This window comes from Rhizobium sp. NZLR11 (assembly GCF_019685115.1).
Taxonomy (GTDB): domain Bacteria; phylum Pseudomonadota; class Alphaproteobacteria; order Rhizobiales; family Rhizobiaceae; genus Rhizobium.
In genome coordinates this window covers 246,800-263,403 of sequence record NZ_JABDWD010000006.1, presented here as the reverse complement: position 1 = coordinate 263,403, position 16,604 = coordinate 246,800, and the positions used below count along the sequence as shown (strand labels likewise).

The 16,604-nt window shown below is 60.6% G+C and carries 18 protein-coding genes; 12 read left to right on the top strand and 6 right to left on the bottom strand.

The features are described 5' to 3' along the window. Nucleotides 1-25 precede the first annotated feature (25 nt). The 10 genes from rpsP (at nt 26) to HJB83_RS13220 (ending at nt 7,537) form a co-directional block, all read left to right on the top strand. Complete coding sequence (rpsP, locus tag HJB83_RS13265; RefSeq protein ID WP_209880769.1) at nt 26-397, top strand: 30S ribosomal protein S16; 372 nt, start codon at nt 26-28, stop codon at nt 395-397. Between the two features lie 114 nt (nt 398-511). Beyond that, nucleotides 512-1,081, top strand: coding sequence for a ribosome maturation factor RimM (rimM, locus tag HJB83_RS13260; protein ID WP_007632422.1), 570 nt, complete (start codon nt 512-514; stop codon nt 1,079-1,081). Between the two features lie 4 nt (nt 1,082-1,085). Then, nucleotides 1,086-1,787: a tRNA (guanosine(37)-N1)-methyltransferase TrmD gene (gene trmD, locus HJB83_RS13255; RefSeq protein WP_207582160.1), complete on the top strand. Its 702-nt coding sequence runs from the start codon at nt 1,086-1,088 to the stop codon at nt 1,785-1,787. A gap of 213 nt (nt 1,788-2,000) precedes the next feature. Then, nucleotides 2,001-2,543 (top strand): 50S ribosomal protein L19, encoded by a 543-nt coding sequence (gene rplS, locus HJB83_RS13250; RefSeq protein ID WP_221131654.1) that lies wholly within the window; start codon nt 2,001-2,003, stop codon nt 2,541-2,543. Between the two features lie 161 nt (nt 2,544-2,704). Next, nucleotides 2,705-3,502 (top strand): basic amino acid ABC transporter substrate-binding protein, encoded by a 798-nt coding sequence (locus HJB83_RS13245; protein ID WP_221131653.1) that lies wholly within the window; start codon nt 2,705-2,707, stop codon nt 3,500-3,502. Nucleotides 3,503-3,518: 16 nt separating this feature from the next. Continuing rightward, nucleotides 3,519-4,331 (top strand): amino acid ABC transporter permease, encoded by an 813-nt coding sequence (locus HJB83_RS13240; RefSeq protein ID WP_221131652.1) that lies wholly within the window; start codon nt 3,519-3,521, stop codon nt 4,329-4,331. Between the two features lie 69 nt (nt 4,332-4,400). Beyond that, complete coding sequence (locus tag HJB83_RS13235; RefSeq protein ID WP_221131651.1) at nt 4,401-4,766, top strand: hypothetical protein; 366 nt, start codon at nt 4,401-4,403, stop codon at nt 4,764-4,766. Next, nucleotides 4,763-5,116 (top strand): hypothetical protein, encoded by a 354-nt coding sequence (locus tag HJB83_RS13230; protein ID WP_221131650.1) that lies wholly within the window; start codon nt 4,763-4,765, stop codon nt 5,114-5,116. Before HJB83_RS13235 ends, HJB83_RS13230 begins: the two co-directional genes overlap by 4 nt. 299 nt (nt 5,117-5,415) lie before the next feature. Continuing rightward, the gene (leuC, locus tag HJB83_RS13225; RefSeq protein WP_221131649.1) at nt 5,416-6,825 is read left to right on the top strand and encodes a 3-isopropylmalate dehydratase large subunit; all 1,410 of its coding nucleotides are present in this window, start codon (nt 5,416-5,418) and stop codon (nt 6,823-6,825) included. 361 nt (nt 6,826-7,186) lie between these two features. Next, nucleotides 7,187-7,537, top strand: a complete 351-nt coding sequence (locus HJB83_RS13220; protein WP_207584399.1) for a cell surface protein — start codon at nt 7,187-7,189, stop codon at nt 7,535-7,537. A gap of 97 nt (nt 7,538-7,634) precedes the next feature. Here the strand turns inward: HJB83_RS13220 and HJB83_RS13215 are convergent, their stop codons facing one another. Continuing rightward, the gene (locus HJB83_RS13215) at nt 7,635-8,465 is read right to left on the bottom strand and encodes an aldo/keto reductase (RefSeq protein ID WP_221131648.1); all 831 of its coding nucleotides are present in this window, start codon (nt 8,463-8,465) and stop codon (nt 7,635-7,637) included. Nucleotides 8,466-8,595: 130 nt separating this feature from the next. After that, complete coding sequence (locus tag HJB83_RS13210) at nt 8,596-9,117, bottom strand: L,D-transpeptidase (protein WP_207582166.1); 522 nt, start codon at nt 9,115-9,117, stop codon at nt 8,596-8,598. A 166-nt stretch (nt 9,118-9,283) separates the two neighbouring features. Between HJB83_RS13210 and HJB83_RS13205 the strand changes: the two genes are divergently transcribed. Next, entirely contained in the window at nt 9,284-9,967 is a 684-nt protein-coding gene (locus HJB83_RS13205) for a response regulator transcription factor (RefSeq protein ID WP_003582964.1), read from the top strand. A 116-nt stretch (nt 9,968-10,083) separates the two neighbouring features. After that, nucleotides 10,084-10,539 carry a cyclic nucleotide-binding domain-containing protein gene (locus HJB83_RS13200; protein WP_207582167.1) on the top strand — a complete coding sequence of 152 codons (456 nt, stop codon included), beginning with the start codon at nt 10,084-10,086 and terminating at the stop codon, nt 10,537-10,539. Nucleotides 10,540-10,592: 53 nt separating this feature from the next. On the opposite strand, the gene HJB83_RS13195 is transcribed toward HJB83_RS13200, so the two are convergent. The 4 genes from HJB83_RS13195 to HJB83_RS13180 all read right to left on the bottom strand — a co-directional run bounded on the left by HJB83_RS13195 (nt 10,593) and on the right by HJB83_RS13180 (nt 16,582). Further along, nucleotides 10,593-11,396 carry an exodeoxyribonuclease III gene (locus HJB83_RS13195; protein WP_207582168.1) on the bottom strand — a complete coding sequence of 268 codons (804 nt, stop codon included), beginning with the start codon at nt 11,394-11,396 and terminating at the stop codon, nt 10,593-10,595. A gap of 101 nt (nt 11,397-11,497) precedes the next feature. Continuing rightward, nucleotides 11,498-12,166, bottom strand: a complete 669-nt coding sequence (locus HJB83_RS13190) for an outer membrane lipoprotein carrier protein LolA (protein WP_207582169.1) — start codon at nt 12,164-12,166, stop codon at nt 11,498-11,500. 139 nt (nt 12,167-12,305) lie between these two features. Beyond that, a complete protein-coding gene (locus HJB83_RS13185; protein ID WP_221131647.1) occupies nt 12,306-14,975 on the bottom strand; it encodes a DNA translocase FtsK in 2,670 nt (889 codons plus the stop codon). Between the two features lie 248 nt (nt 14,976-15,223). Beyond that, nucleotides 15,224-16,582: an ammonium transporter gene (locus tag HJB83_RS13180; protein ID WP_221131646.1), complete on the bottom strand. Its 1,359-nt coding sequence runs from the start codon at nt 16,580-16,582 to the stop codon at nt 15,224-15,226. Nucleotides 16,583-16,604 lie beyond the last annotated feature (22 nt).

The window sequence follows — 16,604 nt, the reverse complement described above, 5'->3', positions numbered from 1 at the left end:
AAGAAAAGCCTAAGGAGTAAAGAACATGGCACTGAAAATTCGTCTCGCCCGCGGTGGCTCCAAGAAGCGCCCGTACTACCACGTCGTTCTCGCCGATGCGCGCAGCCCGCGTGACGGCCGCTTCCTCGAAAGCCTCGGTTCCTGGAACCCGATGCTTGCCAAGGACGATGAGAAGCGCGTTCAGCTGAACGCCGAGCGTATCAAGCATTGGATCGAACAAGGCGCCCAGCCGACCGATCGCGTTCTGCGCTTCCTCGATGAAGCCGGCGTTGCCAAGCGCGAAGTCAAGAACAACCCGGTCAAGGCAAAGCCTGGCAAGCGCGCCCAGGAACGCGCCGCCGAAAAGGCTCAGAAGGTTGCTGACGCCGCCGCTGCTGCTGCCGACGCCGCGGAATAATCGGGACAGTCCCTTATCGAACGGGCGGCATGGCGACATGCCGCCCGTTTTCGTTTCCAATCGTCCGCACTTCGTTTATGAGAAACTGACTTTCGGCTTCACATGAAGGAACCCATGACAAAGCTTGAAAACCCCGTTCTGATGGCAACGATCGGTGGCGCGCAAGGCCTCCGGGGAGAGGTGCGTGCCAAGGCCTACACAGCCGATCCGAGCTCACTTGGCGACTACGGCCACCTGCACAGCATGGACGGCCGCAGCTTCGAAGTGCTGGAAATCCGCGAGACGAAGAATATCGTCGTCGTCCGTTTCCGCGGCGTCAACGACCGCAATGCCGCCGAGGCGCTGAACGGGCTTGAGCTCTATATCGAGCGCGACAACCTGCCGGACGAAGAGCTGGAGGACGACGAGTTCTACTATGCCGATCTCGAAGGTCTCGAAGCACGCGACGACAAGGGCGTCAGCTATGGCACGGTCACCGGCGTCTTCGATTTCGGCGGCGGCGACCTGCTGGAACTCAAGGGTCCGGGCAAACGCCCGGTGCTAATCCCCTTCTCCGAAGCCTCGGTGCTGGAGATCGATCTCGAGGCCGGAACGCTGCTGATCGATCCACTGGCGGCAGGGCTGGTCGACGATTCCGAAGAGCTTTCGAAATTCACCGCGGACAAGCCGAAAAAGAAGAAGTAACGCCATGGCCTTCCGGGCGAGCGTGCTGACACTCTATCCGGAAATGTTTCCGGGGCATCTGGGCTTCTCGCTCGCCGGCAAGGCGATGGAGCGAGGGCAATGGTCGCTGGATGCAGTGCAAATCCGCGACTTCGCCACCGACAGGCACCGCACCGTCGACGACACTCCGGCTGGCGGCGGCGCCGGCATGGTGCTGAAACCCGACGTTCTCGCCCGTGCGATCGACAGCACCGCGGAAAATGATACCCGGCCGCGCCTGCTGATGAGCCCGCGCGGCCGGCCGCTGACGCAGGAGCGCGTACGCGAGCTTGCGGCCGGCAACGGCGTCATCATCGTCTGCGGCCGCTTTGAGGGCGTCGACCAGCGAGTGATCGAGGCGCGCGGACTGGAAGAGGTCTCGATCGGCGACTACGTGCTATCAGGCGGCGAGCCGGCGGCGCTGATCGTGCTCGACGCGATCATCCGCATCCTGCCCGGTGTCATGGGCAACGATCTTTCCGGCCTGCACGAAAGCTTCGAAGGCGGCCTGCTGGAACATCCCCACTATACCCGGCCGCAGGCTTGGGAAGGCCGGGAAATCCCCGCCATTCTCACCTCGGGCAACCACGGCGCCATCGAAAAATGGCGGCATCAGGAGGCGGTGCGGCTGACGCGGGAGCGACGGCCGGACCTGCTCGAAAAAGCTGAGAGTGACAAAAACGGCTGATTTCACGGCCTTTTTCACAAAAATGTCGTGCGAGGGATGACAAGCCCTGGGCTTTGGTGTATTGGCGCACGCGGAAATGGGGTTTATCCCCGTCTGCCAGCAAACAAAGAATGGCGAACCCGCTCCCGCCCGAAAGGGCAAAGTCCCGAGGCCAGTTCCAAAGGATCAGTGTCGAGCGCTCTGGCTGTTTCAGAAGAACCAAAGGTTAAGACGATGAACATCATTCAGCAGCTTGAGGCCGAACAGGTCGCCAAGATCGAAGCCAAGCGCACGCTTCCAGAATTTTCCCCGGGCGACACCCTCCGCGTCAACGTGAAGGTCACGGAAGGCACCCGTACCCGCGTTCAGGCCTATGAAGGCGTCTGCATCGCCCGCTCCGGCGGCGGCCTGCAGGAAAACTTCACGGTCCGCAAGATCTCCTACGGCGAAGGCGTCGAGCGCGTATTCCCGGTTTACTCGCCGATGATCGAAAGCGTCGACGTCGTTCGCCGTGGTAAGGTCCGTCGCGCCAAGCTTTATTACCTGCGCGACCGTCGCGGCAAGTCTGCCCGTATTGTTGAAGACACCGGCGTCCGCGCCCGCAAGCTCAACGACGCCGAGCGCGCCGCCATTGCCGAGGAAAAGGCACGCACCGAAGCTGAAAAGGTTGCAGCAGCCCAGGCGCTCGCCGCCGAGAAGGCAGCAGCAGAAGCAGCGGAAGCCAAGGCCGCTGCTGAAGCAGCAGCCGCTGCCGCCGCGGAACCGGCAGCAGAATAACATCTGCGTGACGCAGTCTTTGCTTGAAGCAAAATTCTTTGCTTGAAAAGGCGGCCTTCGGGTCGCCTTTTCTATTTTTTGCTTCGGCGTGCAGCAGGCGGCCTTGCCTCGGACCTATCTTCCATGACAGTTTTTGCCGTTCAATTTTAGGGAACCGATCAATGTTGTTTCGCCGCACCGTTCTTGCGAGCTTCGCCGCCCTTAGTCTTCTGCCGCTCGCCGCAATGGCCGCTGCGCTGCCCGATCTCGGCCGCAAGAGCGTCGTCGTCGTTACCGAGAACGCCTATCCGCCGCTGCAATTCGTGGATCCGAAATCCGGCAAGCCGATCGGCTGGGAATATGATGCGATGAACGAGATCGCCAAGCGCCTGAATTTCAAGGTCGAGTATCAGAACACCAGCTGGGACGCGATGATCCAGGCGGTTTCCGACGGCCAGTACAATATCGGCATGACCGGCATTACCATCAAGGAAGACCGCAAGCAGAAGGTCGATTTCTCCGACCCCTATATGCGCTCGCAGCAGTTCATGCTGGTGCGCGGCGACGAGAAGCGTTTCACCGAGGCCAAGTCCTTCGGCGCATTCAAGGACGGCCTGGTCGGCGCGCAACCCGGCACGACGCCTTTCTATACCGCTGTCTATGAAGTGCTCGACGGCAACGAACAGAACCCGCGCATCAAGCTGTTCGAAACCTTCGGCGCCACCGTCCAGGCCCTGAAGGCCGGCGACGTCGACGTCGTGTTGACAGACGGCACTGCCGGCAAGGGTTATGTCGATGCCTCGGGCGGCGCCCTGAAACTGATCGGCGAGCCGCTCGGCACCGAGGATTTCGGCTTCATTTTCCCGAAGGGCTCCGATCTCGTCGCCCCGGTCAATGCCGCCATCGCCGCTCTCAAGGCCGACGGCACGCTGGATGCGCTGAACAAGAAGTGGTTCCTCGACTACAAGATGGGCGAATGACGCCGAGCAATTGCTGATGACTTTGCGACCATCTCCCGACAGGCACGTCAAGGACGACTATCCCTGGTGGCTGATCGCGCTTGTCGTGATGGGCATCGCCCTTGCTGCCGTCATCGTTGCCAACGACATCTACGCTCAGGTTTTCCGCACCGTCGTCAACGGTGTCGGCATCACCGTCTTTGTCACGCTGGTCGCCTTCGTGCTCGCCACCGTGCTCGGCCTCGGCATCTGCCTGCTCGGCATGGCCGACAGCCAGGTGTTGCGCCAGATCGCGCGATTCTACATTGAGATCATCCGCGGCATCCCGATCCTCGTGCTACTGTTCTACGTCGCCTTCGTCGGTGCACCGGCTCTGGTTGCTTCCTATAACGTCCTGATTTCGCCGCTGGTGACATCAGGCATGGCCGAGCCCATTCTGGTGCGCGATCTCTCGTTGATGTGGCGAGCGATCATCGCGCTGACGATCGGTTACTCTTCCTTCATCGCCGAGATCTTCCGGGCCGGTTTTCAGTCGGTCGATCTGGGCCAGATCGAGGCTGCCAAGGCACTCGGCCTTTCCCGCTACCGGCGCTTCCGTTCCGTCGTCTTCCCGCAGGCGATCCGGGTGATCTTCCCGCCACTCTCCAACGATTTCGTCTCGATGGTGAAGGACAGCTCGCTCGTCTCCGTGCTCGGCGTCGCCGACATCACTCAGATGGGCAAGGTCTATGCCGCCGGCTCCTTCCGCTTCTTCGAAACCTATTCGATCGTCACTTATATCTACCTGATCCTGACGATCGGCCTGTCGCTGGCGCTGCGGCGCACAGAGAAGTGGATGAAGTCGCGGTGAACAGAGCCAACTTTTTGCTTGCGTCTTTCCAGGAGCAATTTTTAGGTTGTTAAGTCCGGAGTATTTTCAATGACCGCACCTATCCAGTTTTTTTTGGCGATCGCTGTTTTTGCCAGCACAATATCCTTTTCGGCTAAAGCCACCGAATTTCCCACGTTTCAAGGCGAATATTGTACAGAAGTCGCAAAGCAGCCGATAAAGCCGGCCGAGCGTTTCCTTGCTCTTATACAGTGCAATCGCTCCGAAAATCAATTTAAGGAGCAATTGCAGAAACATTGGTTTCTGGTCACCGACGACGACATGAAATTCTGCATGAAATCTAAAGGAACCATGAACGAGATTAAATCCTATCTGCAGCTTATGGGATGCCTTTCAGATATCGTTGGTTCCAAATGCTATTCTGGAAAGCTGACTTGTCGAGGAAAAACGCTGTGAGAATTCAATTCCTGGAGTTCTCAGTCGCGTTGATCCTTATGGGCGCCGCCATTGCACAACCGTATTCCGGTGAAGCAGCAGACTTGCCTGAATATGACAGCTCATACTGTGTCCAGCTAAACTCAAAGATGCTGGATGCGGATGAAAAGAACATCGAAACAAACAAGTGTCTTCAGGAAGAAGCTGACACAAAGAAGAAGCTCGCTGAGCACTGGGAGATCGTCTCGGAAAAAGCATTTGCCTACTGCCGCACATCGGGCCCGGGAGCTTATCGATCGCTCCTACGCTGCTTGGCAGGCAATGTCGGTTATCGTTGCTTTCAAGACGAACTAAGCTGTAATTGGAATTGAGGCCGACAGTTCACCCTGGAATATCCGACTCCAACCCGCTTTATCCAGTGGCCCATGTCACTTAGCAGAACATTGCCCAGGCGGTGGAAAGTTGTTATATGCAGGCGATGGAATCCAAGTTCAGATGCACAGGCGCGCATATTTTCGTGCTGCAGGACCACTATCGCCTGCCGGCGCGGTTCTTTGCATGCGTGTCCGGTGCGCTCAGCAGCCGACTTCGTTGATCGAATGACGGCCGGCGGAGCCTGATCCGCTTTTTTCTCGATTTCCCAAAGCATCCAAAAAACGGACTTAACGCCATGAGCGCACCGCGTACTCTCTACGACAAGATCTGGGACGATCACCTGGTCGATCAACAGCCGGACGGCACCTGTCTTCTCTACATCGACCGCCATCTGGTCCATGAAGTCACGTCGCCGCAGGCGTTCGAAGGCCTGCGCATGACCGGCCGCAAGGTTCGCGCCCCGGAAAAGACGCTCGCCGTCGTCGACCATAACGTTCCGACCTCGCCCGATCGCCATCTCGGCATCAAAAACGAGGAAAGCCGCATCCAGGTGGAAGCGCTGGCCACCAACGCCGCCGAATTCGGCGTCGAATATTATTCGGCAAGCGACAAGCGCCAGGGCATCGTCCACATCGTCGGCCCGGAACAGGGTTTCACCCTGCCTGGCATGACCATCGTCTGCGGTGACAGCCACACTTCGACGCACGGCGCCTTCGGCGCGCTGGCGCACGGCATCGGCACCTCCGAAGTCGAGCATGTGCTGGCGACCCAGACGCTGATCCAGAAGAAGGCGAAGAACATGCTGGTGCGGGTCGACGGCCTGCTTCCGCCGCACGTTACCGCCAAGGACATCATCCTCGCCATCATCGGCGAAATCGGCACCGCCGGCGGCACCGGCCACGTCATCGAATTTGCCGGCGAAGCGATCCGCTCGCTGTCGATGGAAGGCCGCATGACCATCTGCAACATGACGATCGAAGGCGGCGCCCGCGCCGGCCTGATCGCACCTGACGAAAAGACCTTCGAATACATCAAGGGCAAGCCGCGCGCACCGAAGGGCGAGGCGCTGCAACAGGCAATCGCCTACTGGAAGACATTGGAGACCGACGAAGGCGCTCACTATGACCGCGTCGTCGTGCTCGATGCCGCCAGCCTGCCGCCGATCGTCTCCTGGGGCTCCTCACCCGAGGACGTCATCTCCGTCCAGGGCATCGTGCCGAATCCCGACGATATCCAGGACGAGACCAAACGCACCTCCAAGTGGCGCGCCCTCGACTATATGGGTCTGAAGCCGGGCACGAAGATGACCGACATTACCCTCGATCGCGTCTTCATCGGTTCCTGCACCAACGGCCGCATCGAGGATCTGCGCGAAGTCGCCAAGGTGGTCGAAGGCAAGACGGTTGCCGCCACCGTCGACGCGATGATCGTTCCGGGCTCCGGCCTCGTCAAGGAACAGGCGGAAGCCGAAGGCCTGGACAAAATCTTCAAGGCAGCCGGCTTCGACTGGCGCGAGCCGGGCTGCTCGATGTGCCTGGCCATGAATGACGACCGCCTGAAGCCGGGCGAGCGTTGCGCCTCGACCTCGAACCGCAACTTCGAAGGCCGTCAGGGCTTCAAGGGCCGCACGCATCTCGTCTCGCCGGCAATGGCCGCTGCCGCCGCGATCGCCGGTCACTTCGTCGATATCCGCGACTGGAACTGATCCGTCCGACGGAGAGAATGAAAGCCGCCCGATGCCTGCAGAGCACATCGGGCGGCTTCGCCTTTCATGACCCTGTCGCTTCGGTGCGAGGCTGTTGCGGCTTGCAGCACGGCGCGCCGCCCAAGCGCACAAAGATCTGCAGCGTCTTAAGGTTTTGCATGAAAACTTAGATCGTTTGCGATTTGACTATGCCCCTGCGGGCGAGCCCATTTGTGCGTCGCCGGCAATTCCCATTTCATCCTTTCGGGCAATCGACATCGATAAATTCCTGTGGCCTCATCGATATCAGGCGCGACACGCGACAGACCGTCAGCCTGCTACGGACGGCTTCGGCGAACACTGCGCCTTGGGGAGTGTCGTCATGAGGCGGAAAATGGCAAAGAGTCTCGCGCATGCCATCCTGACCGTATTTGCATCGCTGGCATCGATCGACGCCGTGGGCGCCGTATCGATGCATCCAACCCTACCGCCGCTCACGCAGGTCTCGTCGAGCCAACTGCTGCAGGTGGCGCAGAACAGAGTACCGTCAGTCAACGGATATCGCGGCTCCAGCAAGGCCCGACCCGGTTATATCAAGAGCTCGAACGGTTATTGGTATCCCTCGCGCGCCTTCGACGATTATACCGGCTCGATTAGACGGCCGACGAACCTGGGCAATACCTGCAACTACGGCTTTGCCCCGACCAACGGATCGTCCAGTTGCAATTACTGACGTGAAGGCTGCGTGACCTGTGCCATGTGGCCGCCGCCGCGGCGATCTTTTCTTCAGAGGCGGCCTTTGATGGGTTGGGTCGTGATCGAAACGACGATCAGAAGGTTGCCGTCATCGGGTCCGGTCCCATGCGGGCGCTGGCGCGGTCGAGTCTGGCGATCGCCGCCATGTCATCGGCATCAAGCTTGAAATCGAATACCTGGAAGTTCTCCTCGATACGCAACGGCGTCACCGACTTCGGGATGACGACGAGGCCGGTGTCGATATGCCAGCGGATGATGACCTGGGCCGGCGTCTTCCGATGCTTGCCGGCGATCTCACCGATAACCGGGTTCGAAATGAATTTGCCCTGGCCGAGAGGGCTCCAGGATTCGGTGGCGATATTCAGCTTCTTGTGCGCCTCCTGCGCCGCCTTCTGCTGGAAGTCGGGATGCAGTTCGATCTGGTTGATGACCGGAACGACACCGGTTTCGCCGATGATGCGCTCCAGATGTTCGGGAAAGAAATTCGACACGCCGATCGAGCGGGCGCGGCCCTCTTCGCGGATGCGCACGAAAGCCTTCCAGGTCTCGGTGTAGAGGCCGCGATGCGGCGACGGCCAGTGAATGAGATAGAGATCGACATAGTCGGAGCCGAGTTTCTTCAGGCTGCCGTCGAAGGCGCTGAGCGCATTGTCGTAACCCTGGTCGGTATTCCTAAGCTTGGTGGTGACGAAGATATCCTTGCGGTCGAGGCCGGAGGAGCGGATGCCTTCACCGACGCCCTCTTCGTTGTCGTAGCCGGACGCCGTATCGATATGGCGATAGCCGGCGGCAATTGCGGTACGCACCGTCGGGGCGGCAATGTCCTGCGGCGTCTGCCAGACGCCGAGACCGACCTGGGGAACGGAATGTCCGTCATGGAAAGTAATGATGGGTTGAGCGGTCACAATATATCTCCGGGAGTTTGAGAATTGGACGAGGCATGAATTGCGCCCACACTTTTAGGCGTCCCGGAACGCATTTCAGCCTGAGCGCTCGGTCACCGAAAACATATAGGCGGCCGTATCCGGAAGACAATCAGAGGACCCGGACAATCGTCCCTTTCCGAAGATGCGGCAGAAGCCGGCGCATGTCGCTGAGGCTGACCGCCACGCAGCCGGCCGTCGGCTCGTAGCCCGGCCGGATGAGATGGAAGAAGATCGCCGAGCCGCGATTGCGCGCCCGCGAGGAGATGTTCCAGTCCATCACCAGACAGATATCGTAGAGCCCGTCGCCACGCCGCATCTCCTCATGGCTCGGGCCGAACGGCCCCCTGACGAGGCGATTATAGCTGGCGTTGTCGGGCTGATCGCACCAGAGCATGTCGGCGCGGATGCGGCGGATGGGAAGAGAAGTGGCGAGCCGGCCGTTTCGCTCACCACGCCGGAAGCCTGATATCAGCCTCATCGAGGCGATCGGTGTGGCGCCGTCGCCCTCTCGTTTCATTGCGGTTCGTCCGGAGCGGCCGATCGCGGCAGGGACGGTGATGGCGCCGAACCGGACGATCGCCCGGCTTTTCTGGCCCGGCGCCGGCCGCACCACGATCGTCGACGGCTTCATCCCCGGCTTCCGCCTTGTTTTTTCCATTTTTCTCGCATGTCTTGCATTGTCTGGGGCTCCCATTGAAATCATATGAAAACCTGTGCGGCAACAGCCCGCCGCCCGATCCTTGCCAAACCAGGAATTTGGCGTAGGACTAGGGAAGATAACACGAGGACAAGACGGCATGACCGCACGCACCATTCTTCTGGTGGATGACGACGACGACCTTCGTCAGACGCTGACGGAGCAATTGTCGCTGTATGAGGAGTTTTCGGTTCTGCAGGAAGCCAACGCCGGCAAGGGTGTTGCGACCGCCCGCTCGACACCGGTCGATCTGCTGATCATGGATGTCGGCCTGCCCGATATGGACGGCCGCGAGGCGGTGAAACTGCTGCGCAAGGGCGGCTTCAAGGCGCCAATCATCATGCTGACCGGCCACGATACCGATTCCGACACGATCCTTGGCCTCGAAGCCGGCGCCAACGACTATGTCACCAAGCCCTTCCGTTTCGCCGTGCTGCTCGCGCGCATTCGCGTGCAACTGCGCCAGCACGAGCAGAGCGAGGACGCCACCTTCACCGTCGGCCCCTACCTCTTCAAGCCGAGCCAGAAACTGCTCACCACCGATAACGGCCAGAAGATCCGGCTGACGGAAAAGGAGGCGGCGATCATCCGCTATCTCTATCGTGCCGAACAGAAGGTCGTGACCCGCGACGTGCTTCTCGAAGAGGTCTGGGGCTATAATTCCGGCGTGACGACGCATACGCTGGAAACCCACGTTTACCGGCTGCGCCAGAAGATCGAGCGCGATCCCTCCAATGCCGAAATCCTGGTCACCGAAAACGGCGGCTACAAGATCATACCCTAGAGCATTTTCATTTTTCTCCGAATCACGGAAATGCTCTATCTCTCTGTTTTCACGCAATTCCGGACGCAAAGCCGCTACGCGCTTTTGATGGAATTGCTCTTAGGCGAAAAGCCCGCATGGCGCTGACCGACGACATCCACATGCTCGCGCAGCTTCCTTTGTTCAGGGATATGAACGAGGATCAGCTGCGGCTGATCGCCTTCGGCGCCGATCGGCGCATGATCGCGGCCGGCCAGATGCTGTTTCGCCAGGGCTCGCCCGCCGAGAGTGCCTATGTCGTCCTCAGCGGCAGCCTGGAGCTGAGCGCTGCAAGCAGCGACGGCATGCAGAAGACGGAGGGGGTCGCCGGCCCCGGAACGATGATTTCCGAACTGGCGCTGGTCACGCTGGTGGAGCGCAAGTTCACCGCGGTGGCGCGCGAGGACACCGGCATCATCCGCATCACCCGCGCCCTTTTCCACCGACTGATCGAGGAATATCCGGACGCAGCCCTGCTGATCCAGAACCGCATCCGCGACAATCTCGCCGAACTTGCGGCAAAGGCCGCAAGCCAGTTCTACCGCTTCAGCTGAGGCCTGCTGGAGCGGTTCTGCGCTTCCACGAAAAGCTGAACCACCACACCGCTCTAAAGATCGAAATGCGCCGTGACCGGCACATGGTCCGAGGGCCGGTCCCAGCCGCGCGCCTCCTTCAGGATCTCGATGCGCCGGAGATGCGGCCCGAGATCCGATGACGACCAGATATGGTCGAGACGGCGGCCGCGATCGGCCGCCTCCCAGTCCTTGGCGCGGTAGCTCCACCAGGTATAGAGCTTCTCGTTCTCCGGCACATGCTGGCGCATGAGATCGAGCCAACCGCCGCGCTTCATCACCTCAAGCAGCCCGTCGGTCTCGACAGGCGTATGGCTGACGATCTTCAGGAGCTGCTTGTGCGACCAGACATCGTGCTCCAGCGGCGCGACGTTCAGGTCGCCGACCAGGATGGCGGAGGTGTTGCTCTCACCATTGGCTTTCAGCCGCTTCATCTCCTCGATGAAATCGAGCTTGTGGCCGAATTTCGGATTGACGGTACGGTCGGGCTCGTCGCCGCCGGCCGGAACGTAGAAATTGTGCAGCCGGACACGGCGATTGCCGCGCTCGAAAATCGCCGAAATGTGTCTGGCATCGCCGACCCCGCAATAATCCTGCCGGTGATCCTCCGTCAGCGGAATGCGCGAGGCGATCGCCACGCCGTGATAGCCTTTCTGGCCGTGGATGATGATGTGATCGTAGCCCATCGCCCGCAGCGGTGCGGCCGGAAAGAGCTCGTTCGCCACCTTGGTTTCCTGCAGGCAGAGAATGTCGGGCCTGTGCTTGAGAACGAGCTGCTCGACGATCGGCATGCGCAGCCGCACCGAGTTGATGTTCCAGGTGGTGATCGAAAAGCCCATATTCCCAGCCCTTTCATGCTTTCATGAAAGGGCTTTAGAACAAAGGCGGATGGGAGGGAACCGCCCGCGTGCAAAACAGGGGACAGTCAACCAAAAAGGCGTCAGTCGCGGGACTGAGGCGTGCCCGGAATGGTCTCATAGGGCACGCGGAACACGCGATCGTCGAACTGCATGCCTGTCTTGACGTTGAAGATCATCACCGAGGTGTCCTTGCCCTGGTTGTCGGTGATCGTCCACTGACGCAGGTCGTAGGTCTTCGGGTCGAACATCATGGTGATGGTCGAGCTGCCGAATACCGTGTTGTTGCCGAGCGCAATCGTCGTCAGATCCGACTCTTCCTTCACGCGCTTCACCATGCCGGCCGAGAGGTCGATGTGCTGCGCCAGGAGCAGGCTGAGCGGCGTCTTCGAGAGCGGATAGAGGTCCCAGGTTTTCAGCTTGGTATTGCCGATGGCGACGTTTTTGCCGTCGGCGATCACCCGCATCGGCGACGGGTCGTCATAATTGAAGCGCAGTTTGCCGGGCCGCTGGATGAAAAACTTGCCGCCGGTCTGCTCGCCGCGCGGACCGAACTGCACGAATTCGCCCTGCATCGTCGTGACACCGGAGAAGTGGTCGGCGATCGCCTGCGCGGTGCCGGAGGCGGGAGCTGCCGCCTGCGCATAAGCACCGAAGGGAACGGCGCTCACCATCGCAGCAACGGCAAAGGCGCCGAGAAGATCGCGGCGCGTTACCGTCAGGCCGGAGAGGAAGGGGTCGGAGTTACTCATCTAAATCTCCTTTATGCGATCTGCATGCTGCCGAAAGGCGGCGTCTTCAAGGCGTTGCGATCGGCCCGCGAGAGGTAACGGCTTCGACGCTGTCAGGTTTCCGCAAAACCGGCCCTATTGGAAATATATGCCAATTATTTCAGCGGTCGAGGATATCGCCTTCGGTCGGAACAAGAATCTCGCGTTTGCCGGCATGATTGGCCGGCCCGATGATGCCTTCCTTCTCCATCCGCTCGATCAGCGAGGCGGCCCGATTGTAGCCGATGCCGAGCCGGCGCTGGACGTAGGAGGTCGAGGCCTTGCCATCACGCAACACGATGGCGACAGCCTGATCGTAAGGATCTTCCGATTCCGAAAGGTTGGACGTGCCGGCCGGGCCACCGCCGCCGTAATCACCATCTTCGTCGTCGTCGGCGGTGATCGCATCGAGATACTGCGGCGAGCCCTGGGTCTTCAGGTAGGAGACGATCTCTTCCACCTCGACATCCGAGACGAACGGACCATGCACGCGCTGGATACGTCCGCCGCCCGCCATGTAGAGCATGTCGCCCATGCCAAGCAGCTGTTCGGCGCCCTGTTCACCAAGGATGGTGCGGCTGTCGATCTTCGAGGTGACCTGGAAGGAGATGCGGGTCGGGAAGTTCGCCTTGATCGTGCCGGTAATGACGTCGACCGATGGGCGCTGTGTCGCCATGATCACATGGATGCCGGCCGCGCGCGCCATTTGCGCCAACCGTTGCACGGCGCCTTCGATATCCTTGCCAGCGACCATCATCAGGTCGGCCATTTCGTCGATGATGACGACGATATAGGGCATTGGCCTGAGGTCGAATTCTTCGGTCTCGTACATTGCCTCGCCGGTGTGACGGTCGAAGCCGGTCTGCACCGTGCGCGAGATCGCCTCGCCCTTCGACAAGGCCTGCTCGACGCGGGTGTTGAAGCCGTCGATGTTGCGAACACCGATCTTCGACATCTTCTTGTAGCGCTCTTCCATCTCGCGCACGGTCCATTTGAGCGCGACGACGGCCTTCTTGGGATCGGTGACGACGGGCGAAAGCAGATGCGGGATTCCGTCATAGACCGAAAGTTCGAGCATCTTCGGGTCGATCATGATCAGCCGGCATTGTTCCGGCGTCATGCGGTAAAGCAGCGACAGGATCATCGTGTTGATGGCGACCGACTTGCCGGAGCCGGTGGTGCCGGCGACGAGCAAATGCGGCATCTTGGCGAGGTCGGCGATGACGGCTTCGCCGCCGATCGTCTTGCCGAGCGCCATGGCGAGCTTCGCCTTGCTGCCTTCGAAATCCCTGGAGGCGATAAGTTCACGCAGATAGACGGTCTCGCGCGTCTGGTTCGGCAATTCGATGCCGATCGCGTTGCGGCCGGGCACGACGGCGACGCGGGCGGCAATGGCGCTCATCGAGCGGGCGATATCGTCGGCAAGGCCGATGACGCGCGACGACTTGATGCCGGGCGCCGGCTCCAGTTCATAGAGCGTGACGACCGGGCCGGGGCGGACATGGATGATCTCGCCCTTGACGCCGAAATCCTCAAGCACGCCTTCGAGCATGCGGGCGTTCTGCTCCAGCGCATCGGCCGATAGCGTCGAGTCGCGCACGACATTCTTCGGTTCGGCAAGCAGATGCATCGAGGGCAGCTGGAAACCCTCCGGACGGATGAACGAGCCCTGCGCCTCCCGCTCGATGCGGGCGCTGGGCTTCGGACGCGAGACCAAAGGCACGACGCGCGGTTCCGGCTTGCCGGCGGCCTTTGCCGGTGCGCGGATCATCCAGTCGTCGTCGTCATCATCGGGCAGAATATCGGCCGGGCGCGGCGGCATGTCGGCATCGAAGGGCAGATCGTCGTCATCATCGTCGTCATCGACGGAAAGCGACGGTGCAGAGACGATACGCCGCGGCGATGCTGCGCGTGCCTCCATCGACGGCTCCATGCGCTCGCCGCGGACGGTGGGCGCCTTAGCGCGGACGGGTTCGTTCAGCGTGCCGAACTCGTCATCGTTGAAATCATAGGGTGATTCGAAATCGCCCTGGCGGCGCTTGCGCGGCCCCATGCCGAAGAGCCGGCGCAGCCGCCCTTGGCTCATGTACCAGGCATGGGTCATCGCACCGCTGAGAGCGACCCAGCGCGACTCGTCGTCCTCGTCCTCGTCTCCGACGACGCGGACCTTGCTTGCTGTCCCGACGTAATCTTCCTCGATCTCCTCCTCGGCGTCGCTGCGGCCGACGAGGCCCGACGCAAAGAGCATCATCCAGGCGGTGGGCGCGGCAAAGATGCAGCCGACGACCATGGCGAAGGTGCCGGTGGGATAAGCGCCGACGAAGAGTGCGGGAAAACGCAGGATCATGTCGCCGATGACGCCACCGATCCCGTTCGGGATCGGCCAGGTGAGCGGCGGCGGGAAGCAGCCGATCACGGCGCAGGAAAGCACCGTACCGGCAAGCCAGGCGCCGGCTCGGGCGGGGATACGGCTGAAGCGGCGGCCCGAGATCAGCGTCAGCGCCCAGGCGACGATCGGCAGCATCGAAATGACGCTGGCAAGGCCGAGAAACTGCATGACGATATCGGCAAAGGCAGCGCCGCTATAACCGAGGATATTGGTCGGCAGATTGGCAGTGGCATAGGAATAGCTCGGATCGGCAACGTTCCATGTCGCCAGCGCCGCGACGCAGAGCGCCAATAGCAGAAAGATCGCAAAGCCGATGAGGGCCTGGATCTGCCGCAGCATGAATGCCGAGAGGGAGAACCGATCCGGACGGCCATCCATCGCCGGCGACGTGCTTCTTGCCATGTGTCTAACCCGTCCAATGCCTGAGGGCAGGCGAATCACCGAAGCCTCGCCATGCCAAAATGCGTCCGCTCCACCTAATCAGAGCCGGGTTAAAGCGATGTTAACCATGCACGCCTGGACGTGCATTCGCGACAGGGAAATAAAAAAAGCCCGAACCTTGAGAGGTCCGGGCCAAATGCGGTCTATGATTAGATAGGCCGCGACGGGCCGTGGAGCGGCGTCCTTAAGCCAGGCGCCGCAAAGCCGATTTACGAGTGGTAGGCGGCTTCGCCGTGGGTTGCGAGGTCGAGACCTTCGCGCTCGGCTTCGACGCTGACGCGCAGCCCGATGACGACATCGACGATCTTGTAGAGGATCGCCGAACCGACGCCGCACCATATGATGGTAGTGAGAACGGCAATGAGCTGAACAACGACCTGGCTTCCCATCGTCACACCTTCGACATAGCCGACGCCGCCGAGCGACGCGCTGGCGAAGACGCCCGTTGCGATAGCGCCGAATATGCCGCCCACGCAGTGCACGCCGAAGACGTCTGCGGTGTCGTCATAGCCGAACTTGTTCTTCACGACGGATACGAAGAAGTAGCAAAGCGGCGAAACGGCTAGGCCCATGACAATCGCGCCCATCGGACCGGCGATTCCAGCAGCCGGCGTGATGGCAACGAGACCCGCAACCATGCCGGAAGCACCGCCGAGCATAGACGCCTTGCCACGAGCAAGGGTTTCGACGAGCGTCCAGGAAACGATGGCAGCTGCGGTCGCGATGAAGGTGTTGACCGTTGCAAGCATCGCACCGCCGGAGGCTTCGAGGTTGGAGCCCGCGTTGAAGCCAAACCAGCCGACCCAGAGCATCGAGGCGCCGACCATGGTCAGCGTCATCGAATGCGGTGCCATCATGTCCTTGCCGTAGCCGGTGCGCTTACCGACCAGAAGAGCGCCAATGATACCAGCGATACCGGCATTGATGTGGACGACCGTACCCCCTGCGAAGTCAAGCGCGCCCATCTTGAAGAGCATGCCGTTCGAATCCCAGACCATGTGCGCGATCGGAAAGTAGACGAAAGTCGCCCAAAGTGCGCAGAAGAGAACTGCAGCCGAAAATTTGATGCGCTCGGCGAAAGCCCCGATGATTAGGGCAGGCGTGATCGCTGCGAAGGTCATCTGGAATAACATGAAGATGAATTCCGGAATGACGACGCCCTTGGAGAAGGTTGCAGCCGTGGTTGCCGTGGAAACGCCGGAAAGGAACATCTTGGCTGTGCCGCCCCAATAGGGGCTGTCCGAACCGCCGAAAGCGAAGGAATAGCCGTAAATCACCCAGATCAGCATAACCACCGCGCCGATCATCGTGCACTGCATCAAAACGGAGAGCATGTTCTTGGCGCGAACGAGACCGCCATAGAAGAGTGCTAGGCCGGGCACCAGCATGAACAGCACAAGGATCGTGGAAATGAACATGAAGGCAGTATCGCCCTTGTCCGGCACCGGTGCTGCAGCCGCAGCCGCAGCCGGTGCAGCTTCCTGCGCGAAAGCGACGGCCGGCGCGAGAAGCGCTGCCGAAGCTGCGCAAATCCGCGCAAAGGTGGAAGAAAACTTCGAAATTGACATTGGAAAAAGCTCCTTGATCTGC